This window comes from Pelomonas nitida, assembly GCF_043555975.1.
Taxonomy (GTDB): domain Bacteria; phylum Pseudomonadota; class Gammaproteobacteria; order Burkholderiales; family Burkholderiaceae_C; genus Pelomonas; species Pelomonas nitida.
Genome location: NZ_JBIGIA010000003.1, coordinates 347371 through 371355 on the forward strand (window position 1 = coordinate 347371; position 23985 = coordinate 371355).

Genomic DNA, 23985 nt, shown 5'->3' on the forward strand with positions numbered 1-23985 from the left:
CGAAATGCCAGTCTACAGCATGACCGGGTACGCCAATTCCGTGGCGCAGCCCCCTAAAGCCGAGGACGGCACCAGTAATTCCGCCCAAGCCTCGGTCAGTGTTGAGTTGCGGTCGGTCAATGGCCGGTTCCTTGACCTCTCCATGCGCATGCCCGAAGAGCTGCGCGGGCTGGAGCCCCAGTTGCGCGAACTCATCGCTGCGCGATTCAAGCGCGGCAAGATCGAGTTGCGCATCAACACCCAGCGCGAGACCGACAGCGCCTGGCCGCAGCCGCAGCCGGAACAGCTGACGCGACTGGCCAACCTGGAGGCCAAGGTGCTGGCCTGGCTGCCCCACGCCGCCCCGCTGTCCGTGCACGAAACCTTGAACTGGTGCAAGAGCGGCGCAGCCGTGCCGGCACAGCTCGACGGCGCCACCCTCGAAGCGGCGCGGGCCTGCATCGAGGGCCTTGCCGAATCACGTGAGCGCGAGGGCGAGAAACTGGTCGCCATCCTGACCGAGCGCATCCAGCGCCTGCGCGCCCTCGCGGACGAAGCCGAGCCACTGCTCCCCGCGGTCGTGGCCCGCCAGCAGCAACGCTTCCTCGAACGCTGGGAGGAAGCACTCAACGCCACCGGCGCCGCCAGTTCGGTGCCGCAGGCGACCCTGCAAGAGCGCGCCCTGGGCGAGGCCGCCGCCTTCGCCATCCGCATCGACGTCGCCGAGGAACTGGCGCGACTGCGCGCCCACCTCGACGAACTGAGCCGCCTGCTCAAAAAAGGCGGCGAGCTCGGCAAGCGGCTGGACTTTCTGATCCAGGAACTGCACCGCGAGGCCAACACGCTGGGCTCCAAGTCTGCCGCGCTGGAGCTGACCAACATCTCCGTGGAGATGAAGGTCGCCATCGAGCAGATGCGCGAACAGGTTCAGAACATCGAGTGATGCAAGTTCGGCGATGCCCGCGATCACGACGGGCATCGTCGGGCGCCCAGGCGCTGCACGAATGAAGAACGCAGCCGCCATGAAAAACGGCAGCGTGACCGCTGCCGTGCTGGGGTGACAAGGCCCGCCATTGGTGGCGGGCTTGCTTGATTACTTGACGCCCATTTCGTCCAGCAGTCGCGTCGTCTTGTCGACGGTGCTCATCTGCCACAGCATGTAGCGCGAGTCCAGGCAGATGCTGCGGACCATCTTGGGGTTGAAGTCCCAATCGGAGATGACCGCGTCCAGCGTGCCGTCGAACAGCAGGCCCACCAGTTCGCCCTTCTTGTTGAGCACTGGGCTGCCGGAGTTGCCGCCCGTGGTGTCCAAGGTGGCAAGGAAGTTCACCGGCACCGAGTTCAGCGGCTTGACGAGGTAGTCGCCGAAGTTGCGCGCCTTGATGGCCGCCAGCTGTTCTGCCGGCGCGTTGAACTCGCCGCCGGCCTCGTCCGGGCCCTTGTGCTTGGCGACGATGCCGTCCACCGTCGTGAAGGGCTTCCAGGTCTCGCCGTCACGGCCGATGTCACGGCCCTGCACCTTGCCGAAGCTGATGCGCAGCGTGCTGTTGGCGTCCGGGTAGACGGCCTCACCGCGGCTGGCGTGGTAGTCGATCATGGCCTGCTGCACGCCCGCATAGGCCTTCTGCAGCTTGCCGGCGAGTTCCTTGTCGCGGTTCTCGCGGCGCTCGTCGTCCTCGTACAGCGCCACGGCCGCCTTGATGAAGGCGTCGTCGCTGGCCTTGAAGGCGGCCACATCCTTGTCCAGCCAGGCCATGCGCGTGGCGGTGTCAGACAGCTTGCTGGCGGCGTAGAGGGGGTCCAGCTGGGCGCGGATGCTGGCCTCGTCCTGGCCGGCCTTCAGGCTCAGCGCGCTCAGCCAGGCGGCGTCGAGCGTGCCGGCAGGCTGGGTCAGGTACTGGGCCAGGAAGTGCGCCACCAGGCGTTTGTCGCTCTGCTCGTCGTAGCGGCGGTCCAGCGATTGCAGACCGGCCTTCAGGCGCGGCAGGTCGCGGTCCTGGTAGCCGCTCTTGCGCTCGGCGTCAGGCTTGGTGCGCTCCTGGGCCAGCTGATAGAGCTGGCGGGCCGAGTTCAGCATGGACGGGGCCATGAAGTTCATCAGCAGCTCGGCACGCGCGATGCCCTGGCGCTCGGCCAGCAGGCTTTCGGTGGCGGCCAGGTCGGCGCCGTACTTGGCCTGGCGCTCGGGCGTGGCATTCACCCAGGCCTTGAGCTTGGCGAACTCGGCCTGCTTGCGGGCCAGGATGTCGCTGCCTTCCCAGCTCTGCTGCTGGCCGGTGAGGTTCTTGTAGTAGTTCTGCAGGCCCTGCATGCGCGAGGCCATCTTGATCTCGCCATCGCGACGGCCGGCGGTCTCGGCCTTGATGAGGGCGATGGACTCACCCATGGCCTTGACCATGGCCGGCTGCTGCCAGCCGAAGGCGAAGTCGACCTCGGTCGGCAGGCGGTGGCGGTTGGTGCGGCCGGGGTAGCCGGTCACCATGACGAAGTCGCCCTCGTTCAGCGGGCTGGTCTTGGGCGACGCGACCTGCAGGTGCAGCTTGGGCACGTAGGGCTTGTTGTCCTTGCTGAAGTCGGCCGGCTTGCCGTCCGGGCCCACGTAGGCGCGGTAGAAGCTGTAGTCGCCGGTGTGGCGCGGCCACATCCAGTTGTCGGCGTCGCCGCCGAACAGGCCCACGCCGGTGGCCGGTGCATGCACCAGGCGCACGTCGCGGATCTCCATCTGCTTGATGAGCTGGTACTGCAGGCCGCCGAAGAACGGATAGACGTTGCAGCGGTGGCCCTTGTCGGCCTCGCAGGCAGCGACCAGCTGCTTCTCGCCGGACTCGATGGCGTCGGTGCGGGCCTTGCCGGTCAGCGCCAGCGTCTTGGCGTTCAGGATGTCGGCCGTCACGTCCTTCATGTCGACGGTGACGAGGATGCGGCTGCCCGGCGCGGCCGGCAGTTCATCGGCCAGCGTGGCGGCGTAGAAGCCGGTCTTCAGCAGGTCGCGGTCGGGCTTGGAGTTGTACTGGATGCTGCCGTAGGCGCAGTGGTGGTTGGTGACCACCAGGCCCTGCGGCGACACGAAGCTGGCCGTGCAGCCGCCCAGCGAGACGACGGCGCCCATCGGGAAGGCGGTCAGATCCTTGAGCTTGGCCGGGTCCAGCGCCAGGCCGCCGGCCTTCAGCGCCTTGGAGATCTGCGGCAGTTGCTTGGGCATCCACATGCCTTCGTCGGCATGGGCGGACGTGGCGGCAAACGCGGCCATCGCAGCGGCGGCCAGCAGCGTGAGGGAATGACGTGTCATGAAGCGGTTCGACAAAAAGACGAAACCGCGAGCGTACCTTGTGGCGGCCGGTGGAGCCGCGTGTGGAAAGACAGCCGCCCCCTCGGGAAAGCCCTGGCTCTGGCTGCGCGTCAGTGCGCCAGCCCGATCCACTCGCCGGCGGTCTGGTAGGCGTCGAACAGATCCAGCGCCAGGTCGCGCAGGCCCGGGTGGTCACTGCCCAGGCCATCGGTCAGCCGCTCATAGGCGTACTGGCGGTCATACAGCATGCGGGTGGGGTTGATCGCCAGGCCCGCATCGTTCATCAGCTGGCCAAAGCGAAGCAGATCGCGCGAACTGACGGGCCCGCCCGCAGCCCCGGCGACCGTCAGGCCCAGCGCACGGATGTCGCCCAGGTGAACGCCCGGCGCGATCTTCAGGCCGGTGTCCTGCTGGCGCGCATGGCCAGGATCGCCCAGGCCACGCGGCTCATCGGCGGGAACGGGGATCAGATGCAGCGGGATCAGCATGACAGCACCGCCCGGCCGGCCGGCGTTGCAAACACGCTCCCCTGGGGAGCAGCGAACGGCGTGGGCGTGAGGGTTGTCATCTTGGCCTCGGCGAACTTCCGGCAGGTGCTGCCATGGTGCCGAGGCGTCGGCACGACAAAGGCCGGATAAAGGCCGAAAAGCCGGGGCTATCCGGCGCTGATGCGACGCCAGTTCACCCAGCAGCCACCGGCCGCTCAGGTCTTGGGCAGCGTGACGCCGACCTGCCCCTGGTATTTGCCGCCGCGGTCCTTGTAGCTGGTCTCGCAGACCTCGTCGCTCTCGAAGAACAGCACCTGCGCGCAGCCCTCGCCCGCGTAGATCTTGGCGGGCAGCGGCGTCGTGTTGCTGAACTCCAGCGTCACATAGCCTTCCCACTCGGGCTCGAAAGGCGTCACGTTGACGATGATGCCGCAGCGCGCGTAGGTGCTCTTGCCCAGGCAGACGGTCAGTACGTTGCGCGGGATGCGGAAGTACTCCACCGTGCGCGCCAGCGCGAAGCTGTTGGGCGGGATGATGCAGACGTCCTTGTTGATGTCGACGAAGCTGTTCTCGTCGAAGTTCTTCGGGTCCACCACGGTGCTGTGGATGTTGGTGAAGACCTTGAACTCGGGCGCGCAGCGGATGTCGTAGCCGTAGCTGCTGGTGCCGTAGCTGACGATCTTGCGGCCGTTGTGCTCGCGGATCTGGCCGGGCTCGAACGGGTCGATCATGCCGTGCTGCTCGGCCATGCGGCGAATCCACTTGTCGCTCTTGATGCTCATTTCGGTCCTCTCATTGATCTGTGGGTGGCCGGGCGCGCGGCGCGCGCCTCAACGGGCCACCTCGGCCGCCGGCACGAACGGCCGCACGCCCATGGCCTGGTAGAGCGCCGCCGGCGACAGCGCCCGCGTCTGGCCGCCTTGCCCCTGGAACACCAGTGCCACGCGGCGCAGCGCGCGGATGTCGGCCACGGGGTCGCCCTCGACGAGCAGCAGGTCGGCCCGCTTGCCGCGCTCGATGCTGCCGATCTCGGTCAGCCGGTCGCTGTATTTCGCGCCATTCCAGGTGGCGATCTTCAACGCCTGCGCGGCCGGGATGCCGGCCTGCACGTACAGCTCCAGCTCGCGCTGCAGGCCGAAGCCGGCAGTGGCGTCGGTGCCAGCGACGATCGGGATGCCCGCCGCGTGCATGCGGCGCAGCAGTTCCATCATGACCTGCCAGCTCGCGCCCCAGCGCCGCGCCTTCACGTCGTCCATGTCCACCTCGGCCGACAGCAGCGCGCGCTGCAGCACGGCCGGCAGGTGGCCCGACACCATCGCATAGCTGGGGTTGGGCTGGCCCTGACGCTGCGTGTACTGGCCTTCGAAGGCGGTCATCGTCGGGTCGACGACGGTGCCGCGCTGCTTCAGCAGCGCGATGAAGTCGCGGGTGCGCAGGTCGTTGAGCTTCAGGTCGGCAGCCTTGTCGCCCACCAGGTTGAAGCGCAGCAGCGTGCGCGTGTCGTCGGTCTTGCTGACGAGGAAGTTCAGCGTGACCTGGTTGATGTGGTGCAGTTCGTCGTAGCCCGCCTCCACCGCCTCGCGCGCCGTCATGAAAGCGGGCACATGCCCGCCGGTGCGCAGGCCAAGCTCTCGGGCGTGCGCCACCATGGGCTTCACCCACTCGGGGCGAATGGAGTTGTAAAGCTTGAGCTGCCGATAGCCGTGAGCGGCATACCAGTCGATGGCGGCCAGCGCTTCGGGCAGGCTGTCGGCGACGAAGTCAGCCTGCGACGAGAACGGGCTCTTGCCTTCGATGAAGCCGTTGGCCGCGATGCGCGTGCCCAGCAGCTCGCCCCGCTCGATGCGCTCGCGCAGGTCGGCCAGCATCGCGTTGCTGTTGCCCACATCGCGCACCGCCGTCACGCCGGCCGCGAGGTTCAGCAGCATGTCCAGCAGCGTCACGTGGGCATGCATGTCCACCAGGCCCGGCAACAGCGTGCGCCCCTGGCCGCTGATGCGCTGCGCCGGCGCCGCGCCCGCCAGGCTGCCGGGCTTGGCGATCGATGCAATGCGGCCTTCGAACAGGTAGACGTCCGCCGGGCCGCGCAGCTGTGCGGCCTCGGCGTCGAACCAGCGCACGCCCTCGATGACCGTCAGCCCCGGCAGCGGCTGCGGCAGCTCGCGGGCCAGGCGCTTCAGCCGCTCCAGCTGCGCCACCTTCTGCGCGTCTTCCAGGCGCTCCACCTGCCCCTCGAAGCCCTGCAGCAGCGTGCCGCCCCAGCCGGGAAAGACCTGCGCAAACAGCGCGTGCGTGTCTTCCCGCAGCCACAGGTAGACCGGCTCCAGATCCAGCCCGTCGATGGCGTAGAGCCCGACGTCAAACGGCTGGCCCGGAAGGTCGAAGGTCCGCACCCGCTCGACGGCCAGGCGCCCCACCGGCAGCGCCTCGGCCCGCACGGCCTGCGCCGCCAGCAGGCCGCGCACCAGCCGCGCCGCCCAGGCCGGGCTGGACTCCACCGGCAGGTACACCGCATCGCGCGCCACGCCGGCACGTTCACCGTGATCCACCGGCGAACGCCAGGCCACGCTGCCGTCGGCGCGGCGCTCGAACCGCTCATCGATGCGGGCGCCATAAGTCGCCACGCCTTCGTTGCGATAGGCCGTCAGCGTGCCGTCGGCGGCGAAGCTGGCCTGCTCCTTCTGGTCGGGCCCGCGGCCGTTGTTGCGGTAGCTGTAGTCCGTCGTCAGGCGCTCCGGGCGGTCGACCACGCGCAGGTGGCCGCACGGCGTCTTCACGCACAGCACGGTGTAGGCCACCGGCTCATCGGCCCGGGCAGCGCCGCCAGCCAGCAACGCGGCAGCGAACAGGGCGGGCAACAGCTTCATGGGCGGTCCTTGCTGACGTTGTGTTGCGCGGACTTTACTGACGCGGCCGACCGATGGACGCCACGCCCTTGTTGGCCAGCATGTCGGCGCGCTCGTTGCCCGGGTCGCCGGCGTGGCCCTTCACCCAGCGCCACTCCACCGCGTGCAGCTTGCGCAGCGAATCCAGGCGCTGCCACAGGTCGGCGTTCTTCACCGGCTTGCCGTCGGCCGTCTTCCAGCCGCGGCGTTGCCAGTTCGTGATCCATTCGGTGATGCCCTTGCGCACGTACTCGCTGTCCAGGTAGACGACCACGTCGCAACTGCGCTTGAGCGAGGCCAGTGCCTCGATGGGGGCAGTCAGCTCCATGCGGTTGTTCGTCGTCTCGCGCTCACCGCCGAACAGTTCCTTGTCGTGCCCGCCGCTGGACAGCCAGGCGCCCCAGCCGCCGGGGCCGGGGTTGCCCTTGCAGGCGCCGTCGGTGTAGATCGTGACCTGGGGCTTCTTGATGGCCAGCGCAGGCTTGGGTGTTTCAGTCATCGTTTCTTGTGATGGTTGTTCAATGCGACGGCCGGCGCCTTCTTGGCGGCCGCGCGCTGGTTTCTGGCTAGACCCACCAGGCGCATGCCATGCACGCGCTTGATGGCCTGGATGAAGTAGACGGCCCCCAGCACCGGCCACCAGCGCGAGCCCACACCCTCGACCCACTGCCAGCGGTCCAGCCAGGCCTGTGTGCGCAACGGCGGGCGGTAGATGCCGAAGCGCGCCGCCTCGACCTCGAAGCTCAGCAGCTTGAGCCAGTCGCGCAGCCGCCAGTAGCCGATGAACTCGCCCTGGCGCGGCAGATAGGGTTCGCGGCTGTGCCGCAGCCGGCCGACGTTCTGGCGCAGCCCCCACAGGCTGGCCGGGTTCAGGCCGAAGATGATGAGCCGCCCCTCGGGGCGCAACACCCGCTCCACCTCGCGCAGCAGCGCGTGTGCGTCGTCGGCCAGCTCCAGCGCGTGCGGCAGCAGCACCAGGTCCAGGCTGGCGCTCTCGAACGGCAGGGCGTCGAACTCGCAACGCAAGTCGGTGCCGGCCCGCCAGCGGTGCGGCATGCGGTTGGCCTGCAGGCCGTCGAGCTCGGGCATGCCCAGCTGCAAGGCATGGAAGCCGAACAGGTCGGCCACGGCCGCGTCCACCTGCGACTGCTCCCACGCCAGCAGGTGTTGCCCCGGCGGGGTCTGCAGCCAGGCGGCCAAATCTATACTCGGCCCTTTATCGGTGACGCCCACGTTGACGCTCACGCCTCTCTCCGCATTCGACGACAACTACCTCTGGCTGTTGGACAACGGCCGTGAGGCCCTGGTCGTCGATCCCGGCGATGCCGCACCGGTGGTCGCGGCGCTCGACGCCCGTGGCCTGACGCTGGCCGGCATTCTATTGACCCACCACCACGGCGATCACGTCGGCGGTGTCAATGCGCTGCGCGAGCGGCTGCAGGGCCCCGTCTACGGGCCGGCGCACGAAAAGATGCCCGAGCCGGTGCAGCGCCTGCGCGGCGGTGATGCCGTCGAGCTGCTGGGCCTGCGCTTGGCCGTGCTGGACGTGCCGGGCCACACGGCCGGCCACATCGCCTACTTCGCCACCGTCCCCGGCGCCGACCCGCTGCTGTTCTGCGGCGACACGCTGTTCAGCGCCGGCTGCGGGCGGCTGTTCGAGGGCACGCCGGCGCAGATGCATGCCTCGCTGCAGGCCCTGGCCGCCCTGCCCCAGCAGACCCGCGTCTGCTGCGCCCACGAGTACACGCTGGCCAACCTGCGCTTCGCGCGCGAGGTGGACCCGGCCAACGCCGCCCTGGCCGCCTATGCCGGCTGGTGCGAGGCCGAGCGCGCCGCCGGCCGCCCGACGCTGCCCGGCCGCGTCGGCACCGAACGCCTGATCAACCCCTTCTTGCGCTGCGCGGAACCCGCGTTGTGCGACGCCGCCCGGCGCCATGCGCCCCTGAAACTCCCGGCCGTGCCCAGCCCGGTCGACGTCTTCGCGACGCTGCGCGAATGGAAGAACGGATTCCGATGACGCTGATCCATCGACTCTCGCCCCTGGCGATCTCGCTGCTGCTCACCGCCTGCGCCACCACCGCGCCCCCGACCGCCGAACCGGCGGCGCCCGCTGCGCTCCCCGCCCCGGCCGCCGAAACGCCGCCCACCGCCGCAGCCCCCGAGGCCGCCGCGTCCGCGCCCGTCCATGCCGCTGCCGCCAGCCTGCTGGAAGACAACCTGCGCCCGGGCGAGAAGATCGACCTCGACAGCCCCGAGGTGAACACCGACCTCTGGACCCGCCTGCGCGGCGGCCTGCAGCTGGAAGACCTGGACGACGACTGGGTCCGCAAGGCCGAAGCCTGGTACAGCGCCCGCCCGGAGTACGTCGAGCGCATGACGTCGCGCGGCGGCCTCTATCTGTTTCACATCCTTGAAGAGGTCGAGAAGCGCGGCATGCCGGCCGAACTGGCCCTGCTGCCTTTTGTCGAGAGCGCCTTCGTCACGCACGCCGTCTCCAGCGCCAAGGCCACCGGCATGTGGCAGTTCATGCCCGCCACGGGCCGCGACTTCGACCTGAAGCAGAACATCTTCCGCGACGACCGCCGCGACGTGCTGGCCTCCACACGCGCCGCGCTCGACTACCTGGGCCGCCTGAACAAGCAGTTCGGCGACTGGCATCTGGCGCTGGCCGCCTACAACTGGGGCCAGGGCAACGTGCAGAAGGCCATCGCGCGCAACCAGCGGCTCGGCCTGCCGACCGATTACGCCAGCCTGAAGATGCCCGACGAGACGCGTTACTACGTGCCCAAGTTGCAGGCGGTCAAGAACATCGTGCTGGACCCGGACCGCTTCTCGCTGACGCTGCCACCGGTGGCCAACCACCCCTACTTCCTCAGCGTGAAGATCGAGCGCGACATCGACGTCTCGCTGGCGGCCCAACTGGCGGGCCTGTCGCTGGACACCTTCCAGCAGTTCAACCCGCAGATGAACAAGCCGGTCATCCTCGCCGCGGCAACGCAGCAGGTGCTGCTGCCCTACGACCAGGCCAGCGCCTTCGCCGAGAACCTGGCCCGGCACGACGGCCCGCTGGCGACGTGGACGGCCTGGGTCGTGCCCAAGACCATGAGCCCCGGCGAGGCCGCCAAGCGCACGGGCATGGCGGAGTCCGCGCTGCGCGAAATCAACCGCATTCCGCCCAAGATGCTCGTGAAGGCCGGCTCCACGCTGCTGGTGCCGCGCGGCGAGCATGTGCACAACGACGTGTCCGAGCGCCTGGCCGACACCGCCAGCCTGAACCTCGCCCCGGATGGCCCGGCACTGCGCCGCGTCAGCCTCAGGGCCGGCAAGGCCGACACGGTGGCCAGCGTCGCCGCTCGCTACCGGGTCAGCGCCGGCCAGGTGGCGCAATGGAATCGGGTCGGCAGCGGCGCGCGCTTCAAGCCCGGCCAGGCCATCGTCGTCTACACGGCGGCGGCGGCGCCGACGCAGGCAGCACGCCGCGCGTCGACGCGTGCGACCGCCGTCGCCAAGAGCACGCGCAATTCGCGCCCCGTCAAGGTGGCAGCCAAGCCGGCCGCCAAGGGGCGCGGCGGCCGCAACGTCGTCACGGCCGCCAACCCCTGACGCGTCAACGCACGAAGAACAGCGCCACGCTGAGGCCGGCGCCCGTCATCCAGAGCAGCGAGCGCAGCGACGCCTGGTCCGCCAGGTAGAGCCCGATATAGGCCGCCCGCGCGACGATGAAGCCGGCGGCCAGCGCATCCACGGTGGCCTGCGCGGCCTGGTGCTGGTGGGCCACGAACAAACCCGCCAGGAACACCGGCAGCGCCTCCCAGCTGTTGGCCTGGGCGGCGTTGGCCCGCGCCTGCCAGCCCTCCTGCCGCGCCAGCCACTCGCGCGGCGCATGGTTGTCGAAACCACCGTCGCGGCGGCGCTTGCCAAAGCCGCGCGACTTGGCGAGCGCCGCGCACACGACGGGCAGCCCGCAGGCGAGCAGCAGGCAGAGTTGGGCGATGGTCATCAGCAGTCCTTTGACATCGGGTGAGGCGCCAGACCGGCGCCGAAAGGGGCGGCCGCGGCCGGATCAGCGCCGATCGCTCAGCGCATGGGCGATGGTGCCCAGGTCCACGTATTCCAGCTCGCTGCCCACCGGCACGCCGCGTGCCAGCCGCGTCGCCTTGATGCCGCGCACCTTCAGCGCCTCGGCCAGCACATGGGCCGTGGCCTCGCCCTCGGCGGTGAAGCTGGTGGCGAGGATGACCTCCTCGACACCGTCCTCCGCCGCACGCGCCAGCAACTCGGCGGCACCGATCTGCCGCGTGCCCACGCCGTCCAGCGGCGACAGGCGCCCCAGCAACACGAAGTAGTAGCCGCGGTAAGAGGCCGTGCGCTCCAGCGCGGCCTGGTCGGCGGGTGTCTCGACGACGCACAGCAAGCGGCCGTCACGGCCGGCGTCGGCACAGATGTCGCAGACCGGCGTCTCGCTGAACGTGTGGCAGCGCTCACAGTGCCGGATGTGCTCGCCGGCGGCGGTCAGCGCCTCGGCCAGCCGCGGCATGGCCAGCCGGTCATGCTGCAGCAGGTGATAGGCCATGCGCTGCGCCGACTTCTGCCCTACGCCGGGCAGGCGCTTGAGCGCATCAACAAGCGTATCCAGAGCGTTCAAGGCGAGGTCGCGCAGTCATCCAGGGATCGCCGCCGCAGGCGCGATCCCGTCAAGCAGCAGCCGTCGAACTGGCTTTGCCAGGCCACCGGCTGCGCCACCTTGCGGGAGAGGCGCGAAACGCCTCGGCGGTGGGCCATCAAAACGGGAACTTCATCCCCGGCGGCAGCGGCATGCCGGCCGTCAGCTTGCCCATGCGCTCGGCGCTGGTGGCCTCGGCGCGGCGGGCGGCGTCGTTGAAGGCAGCGGCGACGAGGTCTTCCAGCATGTCCTTGTCATCCGCCAGCAGGCTGGGGTCGATGGTGACACGACGCACCTCGTTGCGGCAGGTCATCAGCACCTTGACCAGGCCGGCCCCGCTCTGCCCTTCGACCTCGACGTTGCCGAGTTCTTCCTGCGCCTTCTTCAGGTTGTCCTGCATCGCCTGGGCTTGCTTCATCAAGCCGGCGAGTTGGCCTTTCATCATGATCGTGTCCTTGTTGCTTAAGAGGATGTCAGCACGGGCTGCACCGAACCGGGCAGGATGCGTGCAGACGGGAATTGGGAGAGCAGCGTCCGCGTCATCGGATGCTGCGCGGCGAGGTCTTCGGCCGCGCGCTGCTGGGCCTCAGCCCGCGCAACGGTGCGCAGCGCGATGGAGTCTTCGGCCACGCCGACCTGGATGTCGAGCCGTGCATTCAGCGCCGCCTCCAGCTTGGCGACGAGCGCGGGCTGGCGCAGCGATTCGCGCTCGACACGCAGCGTCCAGACCTCGCGGCCGTCGACCTGCTGGCAGGCCAGCGCCTGGGCCTGGCGGGCCAGTTCGCCGGTCATGCCGAGCAGGCTGAGCGCGCCGATGCGCTCGGCCCACAGCGCACCTTCCGGCGTTTCGCGCAACTCGACGCGGCGTGGCGCATCGGCCTCGCGTGCGCCCGCGGGCGCGGCGACGGCCGTGGGGGCGTCGTCGGCCTCCATCCACGGCGGCGGCGCATCGTCGGGCGGCGGGCCGTCGCCGAAGTCCATGTCCGCGTCGTCGGTGGCCGCCACGGGCTCGACGGGACGGGGCCGCAGCCGGTCGCTGAAGCTGGCCGGCGCCTCGGCCGATCGCAGCAGGCCGCCGGCCGGCTTGGGCGCGGCAACCGGTGCTGCAACCGGCGCGGCAATGGGCGCGATAACAGGCGGCGCCACCACGGCGGCCACCGGCATTTCGGCGGGCGGCTTGGCGGCTTCTTCAAACGGCACGTCTGCCGGCACCTCGAGGGGCGATTCGGCAACCGGCGCGGTCGCGGCGGGCACAGCGGGCACAGCGATCGGCGCCGCGACGGCAGGCGCCGCGATCACCGCAGCGGCCACCGGACTCGGCACGACGGGCGCTGCCGCCACGACCGGCGCTGCGGGCGGGGACTTGGGCAGCGGCACCGACACCACGGCCTTGGCGACCGCCGGCGGGCGCACCAGCGCCGCCGCCTTCACCGGCTTGGGCACGGTGCCTGCCGGCCGGAAGGCCAGCATGCGCAGCAACACCATCAGCAAGCCGGCGTATTCATCGGGCGCCAGATGCAGCTCCGCGCGGCCGTGCAAGGCCATGCTGTACATCAGCTGGATCTCGTCGGCCGGCAGCGCTGCTGCCAGGCGGCGGATCTCGGCGGTCTCGTTGTCGGCATCGTCCAGCGCCGCTGGCGCAGCCTGGGCCAGTGCCATCTGCTGGAACAGCGTGGCAAGGTCTTCCAGCGTGCCGGCCGCCGACAGGCCCGCGCCGCGCAGCGCATCGGCCTGGGCCACCACCGCCTCGCCACTCGCGGCGGCCAGCGCGTCGACTATTGATACGACATGGCCCCGGTCCACGCTGCCCAGCATCTGGCGCACGCCGGCCTCCGTGAGGCTGCCGGCACCGAAGGCGATGGCCTGGTCGGTCAGCGACAGCGCGTCGCGCATGGAGCCACGCGCGGCGCGCGACAGCAGCCGCAGCGCGCCGCCTTCAGCCGGCACGCTCTCGGCACCCAGCACGTTGCCCAGGTGCATCTGCACATCGGCCGCCGCCATCGGCCGCAGGTTGAACTGCAGGCAGCGCGACAGCACGGTGACCGGCACCTTCTGCGGATCGGTCGTGGCCAGCACGAACTTCAGGTACTCCGGCGGCTCCTCCAGCGTCTTGAGCATCGCGTTGAACGCGGTGTTCGACAGCATGTGCACTTCGTCGATCATGTAGACCTTGAAGCGGCCGACGACGGGCTTGTAGACCGCCTGGTCCAGCAGCTGCGAGATCTCCTCGACGCCGCGGTTGGACGCGGCGTCCAGCTCCACGTAGTCGACGAAGCGGCCGGCGTCGATGTCGCGGCAGGCCGCGCAGACGCCGCAGGGCTGGGCCGTGATGCCGCCGGTGCCGTCGGGCCCCGTGCAGTTCAGGCTCTTGGCGAGGATGCGCGACACCGTCGTCTTGCCGACGCCGCGCGTGCCGGTGAACAGGTAGGCGTGGTGCAGCCGCCCCTGCGTCAGCGCGTTGGCCAGCGCCTGCACGACGTGCTCCTGGCCGACGAGCTGCTCGAAACTCTGCGGACGGTATTTGCGGGCCAGGACCTGGTAACTCATGGGGCGCGATTCTATGGGCGAGGCCACCGGGGATAATCCCGCGCCATGACCTCGCAAGCCCCCCTCACCTACGACCAAGCCGGCGTCAACTACGACCTCATCGATCCGTTGAAGGTCACCGCCCAGCGCGCCGCCGCCGCCACCGCCACCCACCTCGCCGCGCACGGCTTCAGCGAGATCAAGGCATCGCGCGGCGAATCGGCCTACGTCGTGGACGTGGGCCCGTTCTACATGGCCTCCATCGTCGAATGCCTGGGCACCAAGACGCTGGTGGCCGACGAGATGGCCAAGCTGACCGGCAAGAGCTACTTCGCCGGCATCGCGCAAGACACCATCGCCATGGCGGTCAACGACCTGATCACCGTCGGCGCCACGCCGCTGGTCGTGCAGGCCTACTGGGCCGCCGGCGGCAGCGACTGGTTCGGCGACGCGCAACGCGCCCAGGCGCTGGTGGCCGGCTGGAAGGCCGCCTGCGACACCTGCCAGGTCGCCTGGGGCGGCGGCGAAACGCCCGCGCTGGCCGGCATCGTCGAAGACGGCCGCATCGACCTGGCCGCCTCCTGCACCGGCCTCATCAACCCCAAGGAGCGCCTGTCGGTGGGCGACAAGCTCGGCGCCGGTGATGCCATCGTGCTGCTGGCCTCCAGCGGCATCCACGCCAACGGTCTGTCGCTGGCCCGCAAGCTCGCCGAGCGGCTGCCCCAGGGCTACCTGACCGAGATCGAGCCCGGCCTGACCTACGGTGAAGCCCTGCTCGCGCCCACGGCCCTGTACTCGCCCGTGACCGAGGCGTTGTGGAAGGCCGGCATCGCGCCGCACTACTGCGCCAACATCACCGGCCACGGCTGGCGCAAGCTGCTGCGCCACCCGAGCGCCCTGACCTACCGCATCCACACCGTGCCGCCCAAGACGGCGGTGCTGGACTTCATCCAGCGGCAGGCCGGCCAGGATGACCGCGAGGCCTACTCCACGCTGAACATGGGCGCCGGTTTCGCGATCTTCGTGAAGGCCGAAGACGCCGAGCGCACCGCGCAGATCGCCCGCGACTGCGGCATCGACGCCTGGGTGGCCGGCAGCGTGGAGTCGGGCGAGAAGCAGCTGCTGATCGAGCCGCTCAACATCCGCTTCAGCGAAGACGACCTCGCCCTGCGCTGACATGGCGCCATGAGCTGGTATTACACCGAGATGGTCCAGTGGCATGTGCTGCTGGCCTGGTGCAGCGTGGGCCTGTTCTTCGTGCGCGGCCTGATCTTCCAGTTCGGCAACCCGCGCCTGCAAGCCATCGCCAAGGACGCACGGCTGATGGTGCTGGTGTTCGGCGTCAACACCTGCCTCGTCGTGACCGGGCTGAGCCTGTGGGGCGCCATCGGCTATCACCCGCTCAACGACGGTTGGCTCGGCCTGAAGCTGGCCGCCCTCGCCGGCTACTGGGCTTGCGGCCACTGGGCGATGAGCCAGCAGCGCCTGCACCTGCTGGGCTATCTGACCGCGCTGGCCCTGCTCGCGCTGGCGATGGATCTCTCGTTCAGCCGACAAGTCCCGTTCGGCTGAGCCTGGATCCGGCAGTTGGGCAAGCCCGAGGGGCGGGCGAGGCGGGGCGCTGGCGAGGCGCGACGACGAAGTGGGCTCGCGCCCACGAGGAGAAGCAACGCGGCCAGCGCCACGAAGCGCCAGCCCAGCGGGCATGCAGCGCTGCTCAACGAAGTGGTGAACGCCGCCGGAAACTCAAGGCGTTGATGCGGCTCGCGTTTCGATGCGCAGCGAGCGGTCAACTGCCGGATCTAGGCTGAAGGCCACGGCCCGCGGCGCGGCCTCGGCCGCAGCCGCAGCGATCATGCCGGACTCTCCCGAGCCGGGCCCCAGAGTCGAACTACAATACGCCTCGACGGGCCTCCCCGCATGGAAGCGCGCCCAACCGGGTCAGGTGGGGAACCAAGCAGCCCTAAGCGTTGCAACCAGTGCCGGGGTCAGGCTCGTCACCCTCCCCTCCTCCAGCTGTAGAGCGCTCCGCGCCCTCTAAGCACTCTGCCCGACCCGCCAGCACGCCAGCAGCTGGCGCGCGAGTTCCGGCAATTCCCCCCAACCGACCCGCTTGGCGAAAGCGAAACGCTCGCCGGCATAGATGCGGTCGTACGCCATGCGCGACACATGCGCCGGCCAGCCCTGGGCGGCCATCAGTGCCGAGAAACGCTCCAGTTGCTGCAGCTCTGCTTGCAGCGGGCGCTCGACACTGGGAATGAGTTCATCGACAACCAGCCGGGGCGCACCGCCCTCGAACGTGATGCGGCGCGGGGCCAGGCTGGGCTGCTGCTGCGGCGGGCGGGAGCGGAAGTTCATGCCCGGCAAGATAGACCGGCCGCGGTCTCAGGAAGTGCCGAAAAGCACCGTTTCGGCGCCCTTCGCCACGATGCGATGAACGCACGGCGCCGCAGCGTGGCGTGCTTCACGCCCAGGCGGGGTCAGAGCTTGCGCGCTGGCCACTGCGCTGCCACCAGCGCCGCCGCCATGACCCACATCGGCGCCGCCAGCGTCGTCGCGGCCGCCAGCATGCCGAAGCCCACCGGCATGCCCACCGTCGCGCCATTGAGCGTCAGCATGCGCAGCCCGAGCGCCTGGCCGTGGCGCTCGGGCGGCGTGGCCCGGTGCAACATGGCCAGCACCATGGGCTGCACGGAGCCCAGCGCCACGCCCAGCAGCGCCGACCCGCACATCAGCCCGAACGTGCCGGGCAGCCAGGCATAGGCCACGAAAATCAGCGTGGCCAACGTCATCGCGCCCCGCAAGGCCTTGGCCTCGTCGATGTCGTCAGAGAACCGCACGATGGCCAGCCGCACCACCGTCGCCGCCGTGGCAAAACTGCCCAGCACGATGCCGATGCTGGCGGCCGACAGCCCGCGCGCATGCCCGACCACCGGCACAACGAAGCTGTGCGCGTCCCAGCCCGCCGACAACGCCAGGTTCACCAGCAGCAAGCGCCGGTAAGCCGGCAGGCGGAACAGGTCCCAGGCCGCCGGCTCACGGAAGCTCTTCGTGTAGACCTTGGGCGGGTTGCGCGGCACACGTCGCGCCAGCAGCCACGAGATGACCGGCAACAGCGTCGCAAACCCGAACGCGGCCTGCATGCCCACGTGGTCGATCAGCAGCCCCGCAATGATGGGCGACAGCGCGTTGGACATCGCCGGCCCCAGCGCCATCCAGCTGAAGATCTTCTTGAGTTCGCCGGGCTCCTCGGCCATCAACCCCGCTTCACGCTGCATGGCAACCGCCGCCACGGCGACAGCGCCGCCGCACAGCAGGCAACCAGTGGCGATGGCCCACAGCTTCGGAATCGCCAGCGCCAGTAGCGCCCCGACGAAAGCCAGAGACACCCCGACGCCCACCGGCCGGTGGAAGCCATGGCGGTCAGCGAGCCGGCCGGCCCACAGCGACAGCACGATGGGCGCCACCGCAAACAGGCTCAGCAGCATGCCGACCGACGCCTCGCCGTACCCCTGGTTCAGCACCCACAGGCTGGCCGTGACCCGCGTGGTGGCCATGCAGGCATGCACGCAGATCATCGTGGCGATGAGCCACGAGAACGCATGCCGCAGATGCGCCGGCCGTGCAGGCGCCTCCCCGCTCACTCGCTGTCCTCGCCCGGGCCCTGCCCCAGCTGCAGCAACTGCTGCGCCGCATCATCCGGCAGCGCCTCCACGCCCTTCAACTTGCGCGTCATCGCGCGCGTGCGCACCTCGGCGGCGTCCAGCGTGTTGCCGGCTTCCTCGAGCTTCTTCTTGGCCTTGGCCAGCACGTCGCCGAATTTGCCGAACTCGGTCTTCACGGCGCCCAGCACTTCCCAGACCTCGGCCGAGCGCTTCTCGAGCGCCAGCGTGCGAAAGCCCATCTGCAGGCTGGTCAGCGTGGCCAGCAGCGTCGTCGGGCCGCACAGCATGACCTTGTGATCGCGCTGCAGCGCCTCCACGAGGCCCGGGCGGCGCAGCGCTTCGGCATAAAGGCCTTCGGTGGGCACGAACAGGATGGCGAAGTCGGTCGTGTGCGGCGGGCCGATGTACTTCTCGCGGATGGTCCGCGCCTCCAGCCGCAGGCGGTTCTCGATGGCCTTGCCGGCGACCTCGGCGGCCAGCGCGTCGGCGCGCTCCTGCGCGTCGAGCAGCCGCTCGTAGTCCTCACGCGGAAACTTGGCGTCGATAGGCAGCCACAGCGGCTTGCCGTCGTCGCGCTGGCCCGGCAGCGAGATGGCGAACTCCACGCGCTCACTGGAGCCGGGCAGCGTCGCCACGTTGGCCGCGTACTGCTCGGGCGTGAACACCTGGTCCAGCAGGCCCGCCAGCTGCACCTCGCCGAACACGCCGCGCGTCTTCACGTTGGTCAGCACGCGGTTGAGCGAGCCGACGTCCCGTGCCAGGTTCTGCATCTCGCCCAGGCCTTTGTGCACCTGCTCCAGCCGCTCGGCCACCTGCTTGAAGCTCTCGCCCAGGCGCTGCTCCAGCGTGGCGTGCAGCTTCTCGTCCACGGTGGCGCGCATCTGCTCGAGCTTCTTCTCGTTGTCCTGCTGAATGCTCGTGAGCCGCTGCTCCACGGTCAGGCGCAGCTCGGCCAGGCGCTGGTCGTTGGTCTTGGACAGCGTCTGCAGCTGTTCGCGCATCGCGTCGTTCAGCTTCTGCATGGCCTCGGCCTGCGCCTGCACGCTGCGCAGCGCGGCGGCGTCCTGCGCCTCGCGCGCCGCCAGCGCCTGTTGCGCCAGCGATTGGTTGCTGCCCTGCAGGCCTTGCGTCAGCACTTGCTGAAACTGCGCCAGCCCCTGCACCAACTCCTGCCGCGTGCCGCTGGCACTGCGGCTGAGTTCATCGCGCAGCTCACGCTCCAGACGCTCGGTGCCCTGCTGCAGCCACTCGGGGGAGATGGGCTTCTGGCCTCGCCAGATGAGCACCAGCAACAACAACACCAGGGCCAGCAAGCCCAGCAGCAACACGTCGATCAGGGTCATGCCGGCATTGTCACCGGCGCCGGCCCCGCGCCTGCGCGCCGCCGCGTGTCAGTTCGCAACCAGGCCCTTCACGGCCTTGGGCAGCTCGGCCTCGATCAAGGCCTCCAGCGCCTTGACGCGCTGCTCCGCCGTCGTCGCGATCCAGGGGTTGTCCGCCGAGGCGCGCTCCACCGGCAAGCGCGACGCGACGGCGATGGACTGTTCGCGCCGCAAACGCAGGTCGCTCAGATCCACAAGCGCCACGCGGATGGACACATAGGGCACGAACACCGGCAGGCCGGCCTGGCCATCGAAGCCGATCTGGGCGCTGGGCCGCTGGTCGAGCACGAAGCCCGGCCCCTCGAGCGTGGCCAGCATGCGGGCAGGCATCGCAGCCGCCAGCGCGGGCTCCTGGCGGCTGCGCGTGATGAGCAGCAGATGCTTGGCGCCGCTCTGGCGCACGGCGGCCGACAGATTGCCGGGCAGCGTGAGCTTGCCATCGACGAAGAGGTTGGCCGGATCCCCGAACAGGCTGCGCGTGGACGAGGTGTAGAGCTTGGCCTCACGCTGCTCGCCGGTGGCCTTGATCGCCTCGTTCAAGGTCTGCAGCACGGCATCGTCGAGGCGGCCTGACGGCGTGGCCCGCCATTCGCCGGTCTGCACGGTGTCGCCACGCGCGGGGGTCAGGCTGAGCAACTGCACGCTGTCGCCCAGCAGTGACAGCGCGGCGAACTTGTTCGGATCGCGCGGTGCCGTGTCTTCGGCCGGAGCTTGTTCGGCCGCTGCGGGTGCAGGAGGCGGCGCGCTCGGCTTGCCTCGCGGCGGCGGGCCGCCGGCGCCGCCTCCGGGCTGGGCCATGGCGAGGGCGGGCGCAAGCAAAAGGGCGATCAGGAAGCGTTTCATCACAGGGGCAGGATCTCGGGGTTCACCGGCGTGAGCGGCGCGGCGCCGCTCAACACGGCGGCAAGATTGTCGGCGGCCAGCCGGGCCATCGCGATCCGCGTGGGCATGGTCGCGCTGCCGATGTGCGGCGTCAGGACGATGTTGGGCAGTGTCAGCAACACGGGGTTCACACGCGGCTCCCCTTCGAAGACATCCAGCCCCGCTGCCGCGATGCGGCGCTCGCGCAGCGCGACGGCCAGTGCGTCCTCGTCGACGATGCCGCCGCGGGCGATGTTGACCAGCGTGGCCGTCGGCTTCATCAACGCCAGCTCGGCCGCACCGATGCAATGGTGGGACTCGGCCGAATAAGGCAGCACGAGCACGAGGTGATCGGCCTGCTGCAGCAATTCGCCTTTGCTCACGTAGCGCGCGCCGAGTTCGGCCTCGACATCGGCCGGCAGGCGCGAGCGGTTGTGATACACGACATTCATGCCGAAGCCGAAACGGCCACGCCGCGCCAGCGCCTGGCCGATGCGGCCCATGCCCAGGATGCCCAGCGTCGTGCCATGCACGTCGGCGCCGGCCAGGAAGTCCCAGGCCCAGCTTTTCCAGCCGCCGTCGCGCAGCAGCCGCTCGCCCTCGCTCATGCGGCGGGCCGTGGCCATCAGGAGCGCGAACCCGAGGTCTGCGGTGGTCTCGGTCAGCACGTCGGGCGTGTTCGTGACGAGCACACGGCGCGCGGTGCAAGCCGCCACGTCGATGTGGTTGTAGCCCACGCTCATCGTGCAGACCACACGCAGGCCCGGGCAGGCGTCCAGCAACTCGGCGGTGATGCGCTCGGTGCCGGTGATGTAGGCGCCGACCTTGCCGGCCAGCCGTGCACGCAGCTCGTCCGCGCTCAACGGCACGTCGCCCTCGTGATAGTCCAACTCGAAGCGGGCCTTGAGCTGGTCCAGCACCGCGGGCGGCGCCCGGCGGGCCACCAGAATCTTCTTCAACGCATCCATATCAACGCCATCAAGAACAGCAGCGGCAACAGCACCGCACCCGACCACACCAGGTAGCCGCCAAAGCTGGGCATGCGAACGCCGCGCTGCTCGGCGATCGCCTTGACCATGAAATTGGGCGCGTTGCCGATGTAGGTCATGGCGCCCATGAACACGGAACCACCAGAGATGGCGGCGAGCACGTAGGCGCCCTCGTTCATCAGCCGCGTGGCGTCACCACCGGCCAGGTTGAAGAACGCGAGGTAGGTCGGCGCGTTGTCGAGCACCGACGACAACCCGCCGGTCAGCCAGAAGTAGGCCCAGGGCGAGTCCAGCGCCGCCGCGACCGGCGCGAAGATGCCGGCCGCACCCGCCTTCAGCATGGCGATGACCGGCACCATGGTCAGGAAGATGGCGATGAACAGCTTGGCCACCTCCTGCATCGGCGCCCAGGAGAACTGGTTGTTCTCGCGCACGCCGGCCGGCGTCAGCCACAGCGACGCGATGGTCACCGCGATCAGGCCCAGGTCTCGCACCAGCGCTTGCAGCGGCAGCGGCGTGCCCCACAGGTCGAACACGATGCCCGGCTTCCACGTGCCGCTCATCAGCACCAGCCCCACCGCCACCGCCAGCGGCAGCAGGTTGATGGCGCCGTCCATGCCCAGCGCCGGCGCGTCCGGCGTCGGGTCGACCGGCGTCACGCCTTCGCGCCGGTACAACCAGCTGTCAATGCACCAGAACACCGCCAGCAGGGTGCCGATGAGAAACAGCGTCTCCGGCAACAGGTGGCTGACCGTCCAGAAGAAGTTCACGCCCTGCAGAAAGCCGAGGAACAGCGGCGGATCGCCCAGCGGCGTCAGCGAGCCGCCGACGTTGCTGACGATGAAGATGAAAAACACGACGACATGCGCGTTGTGCCGCCGGTTGTCGTTGGCGCGGATCAACGGCCGTATCAGCAGCATGGACGCGCCCGTCGTGCCCATGACACTGGCGAGCGCCGCCCCCACCGCCATCAGCGCCGCATTCAGCGCCGGGCTGCCGTGCAGGTTGCCGCGGATGTAAATGCCCCCGGCCGTCGTGTAGAGCGCCCCCAGCAGGATGGTGAACGGCAGGTATTCCTCGACGAGGGTGTGCACCAGCACGTGGCCGGTCTCCCCCGCGCCGAAGGTCAGCGCGAACGGCAGCAGCAGCAACGCGGTCCAGCCGGCCGCGATCTTGCCGAAGTGGTGGTGCCAGAAGGCCGGCGCCACCAGCGGCATGACCGCGATGGACAGCAGCAGGCCCGCAAATGGCGCCGCCCAGGCCAGGCCCAGTTCCGATCCAGCGAACGCCATCAGGTCTCCAGGAAGCGGGCGAACTCCGCCACCGGTGCTCGCTGCGTCACCAGACCGTTCTCGACGGCCGACGGATCGGCATAGCCCAGCGACATGCCACACACCAGCATCTGCGCGGGCGCCAGCGCCAGCTCCTCGGCGATCAAGGCATGGAATTGCGTGAACGCTGCCTGCGGGCAGGTGTGCAGGCCGCGCGCGCGCGCCGCCACCATGACGTTCTGCAGGAACATGCCGTAGTCCAGCCACGAGCCCTGCTGCATGACGCGGTCGATCGTGAAGAACAAGCCCACCGGCGCGTCGAAGAAGACGAAGTTGCGACCGTGCTGATGCTGCATGCGCGCCTTGTCGGTCTTCTCGATACCCAGCAGGCCGTACAGATCCCAGCCCACCTTGCGGCGACGGTCGATGTAGGGGCTGCGCCATTCGTGCGGGTAGTAGGCGTACTCCTCCTTGTGCGCTGCGTTCTGCGTCGGGTCGAGGTAGGCGGCCTGGATGCGGCCAGCGATGCGCTCAAGCGCGCCACCAGTCAGCACATGCACCTGCCACGGCTGCGTGTTCGTGCCCGACGGCGCCCAGGATGCAACCTCCAGGATCTGCTCGACCGTCTCGCGCGACACCGGCGTCGGCAGAAAGGCGCGCATGGAGTGGCGAGTCCTGATGGCCGCGTCGACGGCGGCAGTCTGCTCGGGCGTGGGCGGGTCGAAACGGCTCATGGCGTCAGTATCTTCAAGGCTTGGAGGTAGGCGGCGGGCAACTCGGCCACCGGGCGGCGGCTGTCGCGGTCAACGTAGACATGCACGAAGTGGCCCCGCGCGGCACAAAGCTCGGCGCCCTCGGCGAACAGGCCGATCTCGTAGCGCACGCTGGACCGGCCCTGGTGGGCCACACGAACACCCGCCTCGATGCGCTGAGGAAATGCCAGCGACTCGAAGAAGTTGCAGTGCGTCTCGACGACGAGGCCGATGACCTCACCGGCGTGGATGTCCAGCGCACCCGCATCGATCAACAGCGAGTTCACCGCCGTGTCGAACAGGCTGTAGTAGACGACGTTGTTCAGGTGGCCGTAGACGTCGTTGTCCATCCAACGTGTCGTCAACGGCAGAAAGCGCTGATAGGCAGAGCGGGCGTCGGGCTGCGGTCGCGTCATGGATAGGCATTCTTCCACGCGGGCGATACCCTGACGGACGCGCCGAATGTCGGCCTCAGGACGGGCCTGCGACGGATCAAGCCCCGGTGAACGCAGCGCAAGCTGCATGCCAACGCGGTGCCCGCCGGGCACTAACCCGGATATTTCGCGAGGCCGGCCCTCTCCGACCTGCAACACCGATGAACACGGCGATCTCGCCGTTCAACGTGAAATCCACTTTGGCTTCACGGGCCCACGCGGGCTTGCGCGGCGCCAGGCTTGTGGGCAGCCCCCCCGAGTTCGACACCAAACAGCCGTTTCGAGCGTTTTCCGCCAGCGGGTCCATTTGGAATCAACAACTTAGGCGCGCATTGGTCGATTTTCTGTAGTGGCACGTTTGCTTATTTGGTGTGTTGGCACGTTGCCGTTGACTTGGCTACACTCGCGCCATGTTCATCAAGCTCACCCGATCCGGCTCGCGCACGTACGCGCAACTGGTCGAGTCCTTCCGCGATGAGCTTGGCAAGCCCCGCCAGCGCACCGTCGCCACGCTGGGCCGCGTCGATGAGCAGGATGGCCAGGTCGATGCGCTGCTCAATGGCCTGCTGCGTGCCAAGGGGCGCCCCGTCGGTGCAACCGAGGGCCCTCAGGTGCGCTTCGAGTCGGCGCTGTCGCTGGGCGATGTCTGGGCGCTGGATGCGCTGTGGCACGAACTGGGCTTCGATGGCCTGGCCGCTGTGTTCCGGCGCGCGCGCTTCACCACCGCCGTCGAGGCCGCCATCCGTGTGATGGTCTTCAATCGGCTGTGCGATCCAGAGTCCAAGCTGGGCGTGCTGCGCT

The 23985-nt window shown here is 69.3% G+C and carries 23 protein-coding genes, 1 other RNA gene and 1 pseudogene; 7 read left to right on the forward strand and 18 right to left on the reverse strand.

The annotated features are described in order from the left end of the window. The first annotated feature begins 4 nt into the window (after window positions 1-4). Window positions 5-922 (forward strand): YicC/YloC family endoribonuclease, encoded by a 918-nt coding sequence (locus ACG00X_RS05960; RefSeq protein WP_394487098.1) that lies wholly within the window; start codon window positions 5-7, stop codon window positions 920-922. Window positions 923-1072: 150 nt separating this feature from the next. On the opposite strand, the gene ACG00X_RS05965 is transcribed toward ACG00X_RS05960, so the two are convergent. From ACG00X_RS05965 to ACG00X_RS05990, 6 genes are all read right to left on the reverse strand, one after another. Beyond that, window positions 1073-3268 (reverse strand): S46 family peptidase, encoded by a 2196-nt coding sequence (locus ACG00X_RS05965; RefSeq protein WP_394487099.1) that lies wholly within the window; start codon window positions 3266-3268, stop codon window positions 1073-1075. Window positions 3269-3378: 110 nt separating this feature from the next. Further along, a complete protein-coding gene (locus ACG00X_RS05970) occupies window positions 3379-3756 on the reverse strand; it encodes a hypothetical protein (RefSeq protein ID WP_394487100.1) in 378 nt (125 codons plus the stop codon). A gap of 215 nt (window positions 3757-3971) precedes the next feature. Beyond that, on the reverse strand, window positions 3972-4538 hold the full coding sequence (dcd, locus tag ACG00X_RS05975) for a dCTP deaminase (protein WP_394487101.1): 567 nt from the start codon (window positions 4536-4538) through the stop codon (window positions 3972-3974). Between the two features lie 48 nt (window positions 4539-4586). Continuing rightward, window positions 4587-6623, reverse strand: a complete 2037-nt coding sequence (locus ACG00X_RS05980) for an amidohydrolase family protein (protein WP_394487102.1) — start codon at window positions 6621-6623, stop codon at window positions 4587-4589. 34 nt (window positions 6624-6657) lie between these two features. Next, the gene (rnhA, locus tag ACG00X_RS05985; RefSeq protein ID WP_394487104.1) at window positions 6658-7140 is read right to left on the reverse strand and encodes a ribonuclease HI; all 483 of its coding nucleotides are present in this window, start codon (window positions 7138-7140) and stop codon (window positions 6658-6660) included. Further along, window positions 7137-7886 carry a class I SAM-dependent methyltransferase gene (locus tag ACG00X_RS05990; RefSeq protein WP_394487105.1) on the reverse strand — a complete coding sequence of 250 codons (750 nt, stop codon included), beginning with the start codon at window positions 7884-7886 and terminating at the stop codon, window positions 7137-7139. The genes rnhA and ACG00X_RS05990 overlap by 4 nt, the downstream gene beginning before the upstream one ends. Between ACG00X_RS05990 and gloB the strand changes: the two genes are divergently transcribed. Continuing rightward, window positions 7876-8658, forward strand: coding sequence for a hydroxyacylglutathione hydrolase (gloB, locus tag ACG00X_RS05995; RefSeq protein ID WP_394487106.1), 783 nt, complete (start codon window positions 7876-7878; stop codon window positions 8656-8658). The two genes, ACG00X_RS05990 and gloB, sit on opposite strands and share 11 nt — an antisense overlap. Further along, window positions 8655-10244, forward strand: coding sequence for a transglycosylase SLT domain-containing protein (locus tag ACG00X_RS06000; protein WP_394487136.1), 1590 nt, complete (start codon window positions 8655-8657; stop codon window positions 10242-10244). Before gloB ends, ACG00X_RS06000 begins: the two co-directional genes overlap by 4 nt. Window positions 10245-10248: 4 nt before the next feature. Here ACG00X_RS06000 and ACG00X_RS06005 read toward each other — a convergent pair whose 3' ends face one another. The 4 genes from ACG00X_RS06005 to dnaX all read right to left on the reverse strand — a co-directional run bounded on the left by ACG00X_RS06005 (window position 10249) and on the right by dnaX (window position 13851). After that, window positions 10249-10641, reverse strand: coding sequence for an MAPEG family protein (locus ACG00X_RS06005; RefSeq protein ID WP_394487107.1), 393 nt, complete (start codon window positions 10639-10641; stop codon window positions 10249-10251). A gap of 63 nt (window positions 10642-10704) precedes the next feature. After that, the gene (recR, locus tag ACG00X_RS06010; protein ID WP_394487108.1) at window positions 10705-11286 is read right to left on the reverse strand and encodes a recombination mediator RecR; all 582 of its coding nucleotides are present in this window, start codon (window positions 11284-11286) and stop codon (window positions 10705-10707) included. Between the two features lie 136 nt (window positions 11287-11422). Further along, entirely contained in the window at window positions 11423-11749 is a 327-nt protein-coding gene (locus tag ACG00X_RS06015; RefSeq protein ID WP_394487109.1) for a YbaB/EbfC family nucleoid-associated protein, read from the reverse strand. 17 nt (window positions 11750-11766) lie between these two features. Then, on the reverse strand, window positions 11767-13851 hold the full coding sequence (gene dnaX / locus ACG00X_RS06020) for a DNA polymerase III subunit gamma/tau (RefSeq protein WP_394487110.1): 2085 nt from the start codon (window positions 13849-13851) through the stop codon (window positions 11767-11769). A gap of 45 nt (window positions 13852-13896) precedes the next feature. Here dnaX and ACG00X_RS06025 point away from each other — a divergent pair, with 45 nt between their 5' ends. From ACG00X_RS06025 to ffs, 3 genes are all read left to right on the forward strand, one after another. Beyond that, the gene (locus ACG00X_RS06025; protein ID WP_394487111.1) at window positions 13897-15006 is read left to right on the forward strand and encodes an AIR synthase-related protein; all 1110 of its coding nucleotides are present in this window, start codon (window positions 13897-13899) and stop codon (window positions 15004-15006) included. 9 nt (window positions 15007-15015) lie between these two features. Further along, window positions 15016-15402 (forward strand): SirB2 family protein, encoded by a 387-nt coding sequence (locus ACG00X_RS06030; protein ID WP_394487112.1) that lies wholly within the window; start codon window positions 15016-15018, stop codon window positions 15400-15402. Between the two features lie 333 nt (window positions 15403-15735). Beyond that, an RNA gene (gene ffs, locus ACG00X_RS06035) (signal recognition particle sRNA small type) lies at window positions 15736-15832 on the forward strand. Window positions 15833-15867: 35 nt separating this feature from the next. Here ffs and ACG00X_RS06040 read toward each other — a convergent pair. The 8 genes from ACG00X_RS06040 to ACG00X_RS06075 form a co-directional block, all read right to left on the reverse strand. Next, window positions 15868-16188 (reverse strand): hypothetical protein, encoded by a 321-nt coding sequence (locus ACG00X_RS06040; RefSeq protein ID WP_394487113.1) that lies wholly within the window; start codon window positions 16186-16188, stop codon window positions 15868-15870. A 122-nt stretch (window positions 16189-16310) separates the two neighbouring features. After that, a complete protein-coding gene (locus ACG00X_RS06045) occupies window positions 16311-17474 on the reverse strand; it encodes an MFS transporter (RefSeq protein ID WP_394487114.1) in 1164 nt (387 codons plus the stop codon). Beyond that, window positions 17471-18838 (reverse strand): DNA recombination protein RmuC, encoded by a 1368-nt coding sequence (locus ACG00X_RS06050; protein WP_394487115.1) that lies wholly within the window; start codon window positions 18836-18838, stop codon window positions 17471-17473. Before ACG00X_RS06050 ends, ACG00X_RS06045 begins: the two co-directional genes overlap by 4 nt. A gap of 48 nt (window positions 18839-18886) precedes the next feature. Then, window positions 18887-19720 carry a hypothetical protein gene (locus ACG00X_RS06055; protein ID WP_394487116.1) on the reverse strand — a complete coding sequence of 278 codons (834 nt, stop codon included), beginning with the start codon at window positions 19718-19720 and terminating at the stop codon, window positions 18887-18889. Beyond that, window positions 19720-20697 (reverse strand): 2-hydroxyacid dehydrogenase, encoded by a 978-nt coding sequence (locus ACG00X_RS06060; RefSeq protein WP_394487117.1) that lies wholly within the window; start codon window positions 20695-20697, stop codon window positions 19720-19722. Before ACG00X_RS06060 ends, ACG00X_RS06055 begins: the two co-directional genes overlap by 1 nt. Continuing rightward, window positions 20694-22019 carry a sodium:proton antiporter gene (locus ACG00X_RS06065; RefSeq protein WP_394487118.1) on the reverse strand — a complete coding sequence of 442 codons (1326 nt, stop codon included), beginning with the start codon at window positions 22017-22019 and terminating at the stop codon, window positions 20694-20696. Before ACG00X_RS06065 ends, ACG00X_RS06060 begins: the two co-directional genes overlap by 4 nt. Beyond that, window positions 22019-22732: a nitroreductase gene (locus tag ACG00X_RS06070; protein WP_394487119.1), complete on the reverse strand. Its 714-nt coding sequence runs from the start codon at window positions 22730-22732 to the stop codon at window positions 22019-22021. The genes ACG00X_RS06065 and ACG00X_RS06070 overlap by 1 nt, the downstream gene beginning before the upstream one ends. After that, window positions 22729-23166, reverse strand: a complete 438-nt coding sequence (locus tag ACG00X_RS06075) for an acyl-CoA thioesterase (RefSeq protein ID WP_394487120.1) — start codon at window positions 23164-23166, stop codon at window positions 22729-22731. The genes ACG00X_RS06070 and ACG00X_RS06075 overlap by 4 nt, the downstream gene beginning before the upstream one ends. Before the next feature lie 428 nt (window positions 23167-23594). Here ACG00X_RS06075 and ACG00X_RS06080 point away from each other — a divergent pair. After that, window positions 23595-23985, forward strand: a pseudogene (locus tag ACG00X_RS06080) (IS1634 family transposase); the annotation flags it as partial.

Coding starts and splice junctions, on each gene's coding strand:
- ACG00X_RS06055 (WP_394487116.1), bottom strand. CDS start 19,720: ATGAAACGCTTCCTGATCGCCCTTTTGCTTGCGCCCGCCCTCGCCATG.
- rnhA (WP_394487104.1), bottom strand. CDS start 7,140: ATGACTGAAACACCCAAGCCTGCGCTGGCCATCAAGAAGCCCCAGGTC.
- ACG00X_RS05965 (WP_394487099.1), bottom strand. CDS start 3,268: ATGACACGTCATTCCCTCACGCTGCTGGCCGCCGCTGCGATGGCCGCG.
- ACG00X_RS06015 (WP_394487109.1), bottom strand. CDS start 11,749: ATGATGAAAGGCCAACTCGCCGGCTTGATGAAGCAAGCCCAGGCGATG.
- ACG00X_RS06000 (WP_394487136.1), top strand. CDS start 8,655: ATGACGCTGATCCATCGACTCTCGCCCCTGGCGATCTCGCTGCTGCTC.
- ACG00X_RS06025 (WP_394487111.1), top strand. CDS start 13,897: ATGACCTCGCAAGCCCCCCTCACCTACGACCAAGCCGGCGTCAACTAC.
- ACG00X_RS06030 (WP_394487112.1), top strand. CDS start 15,016: ATGAGCTGGTATTACACCGAGATGGTCCAGTGGCATGTGCTGCTGGCC.
- ACG00X_RS06070 (WP_394487119.1), bottom strand. CDS start 22,732: ATGAGCCGTTTCGACCCGCCCACGCCCGAGCAGACTGCCGCCGTCGAC.
- ACG00X_RS05970 (WP_394487100.1), bottom strand. CDS start 3,756: ATGCTGATCCCGCTGCATCTGATCCCCGTTCCCGCCGATGAGCCGCGT.
- ACG00X_RS06005 (WP_394487107.1), bottom strand. CDS start 10,641: ATGACCATCGCCCAACTCTGCCTGCTGCTCGCCTGCGGGCTGCCCGTC.
- ACG00X_RS06040 (WP_394487113.1), bottom strand. CDS start 16,188: ATGAACTTCCGCTCCCGCCCGCCGCAGCAGCAGCCCAGCCTGGCCCCG.
- ACG00X_RS06075 (WP_394487120.1), bottom strand. CDS start 23,166: ATGACGCGACCGCAGCCCGACGCCCGCTCTGCCTATCAGCGCTTTCTG.
- dnaX (WP_394487110.1), bottom strand. CDS start 13,851: ATGAGTTACCAGGTCCTGGCCCGCAAATACCGTCCGCAGAGTTTCGAG.
- dcd (WP_394487101.1), bottom strand. CDS start 4,538: ATGAGCATCAAGAGCGACAAGTGGATTCGCCGCATGGCCGAGCAGCAC.
- ACG00X_RS06065 (WP_394487118.1), bottom strand. CDS start 22,019: ATGGCGTTCGCTGGATCGGAACTGGGCCTGGCCTGGGCGGCGCCATTT.
- ACG00X_RS06050 (WP_394487115.1), bottom strand. CDS start 18,838: ATGACCCTGATCGACGTGTTGCTGCTGGGCTTGCTGGCCCTGGTGTTG.
- ACG00X_RS05960 (WP_394487098.1), top strand. CDS start 5: ATGCCAGTCTACAGCATGACCGGGTACGCCAATTCCGTGGCGCAGCCC.
- ACG00X_RS05980 (WP_394487102.1), bottom strand. CDS start 6,623: ATGAAGCTGTTGCCCGCCCTGTTCGCTGCCGCGTTGCTGGCTGGCGGC.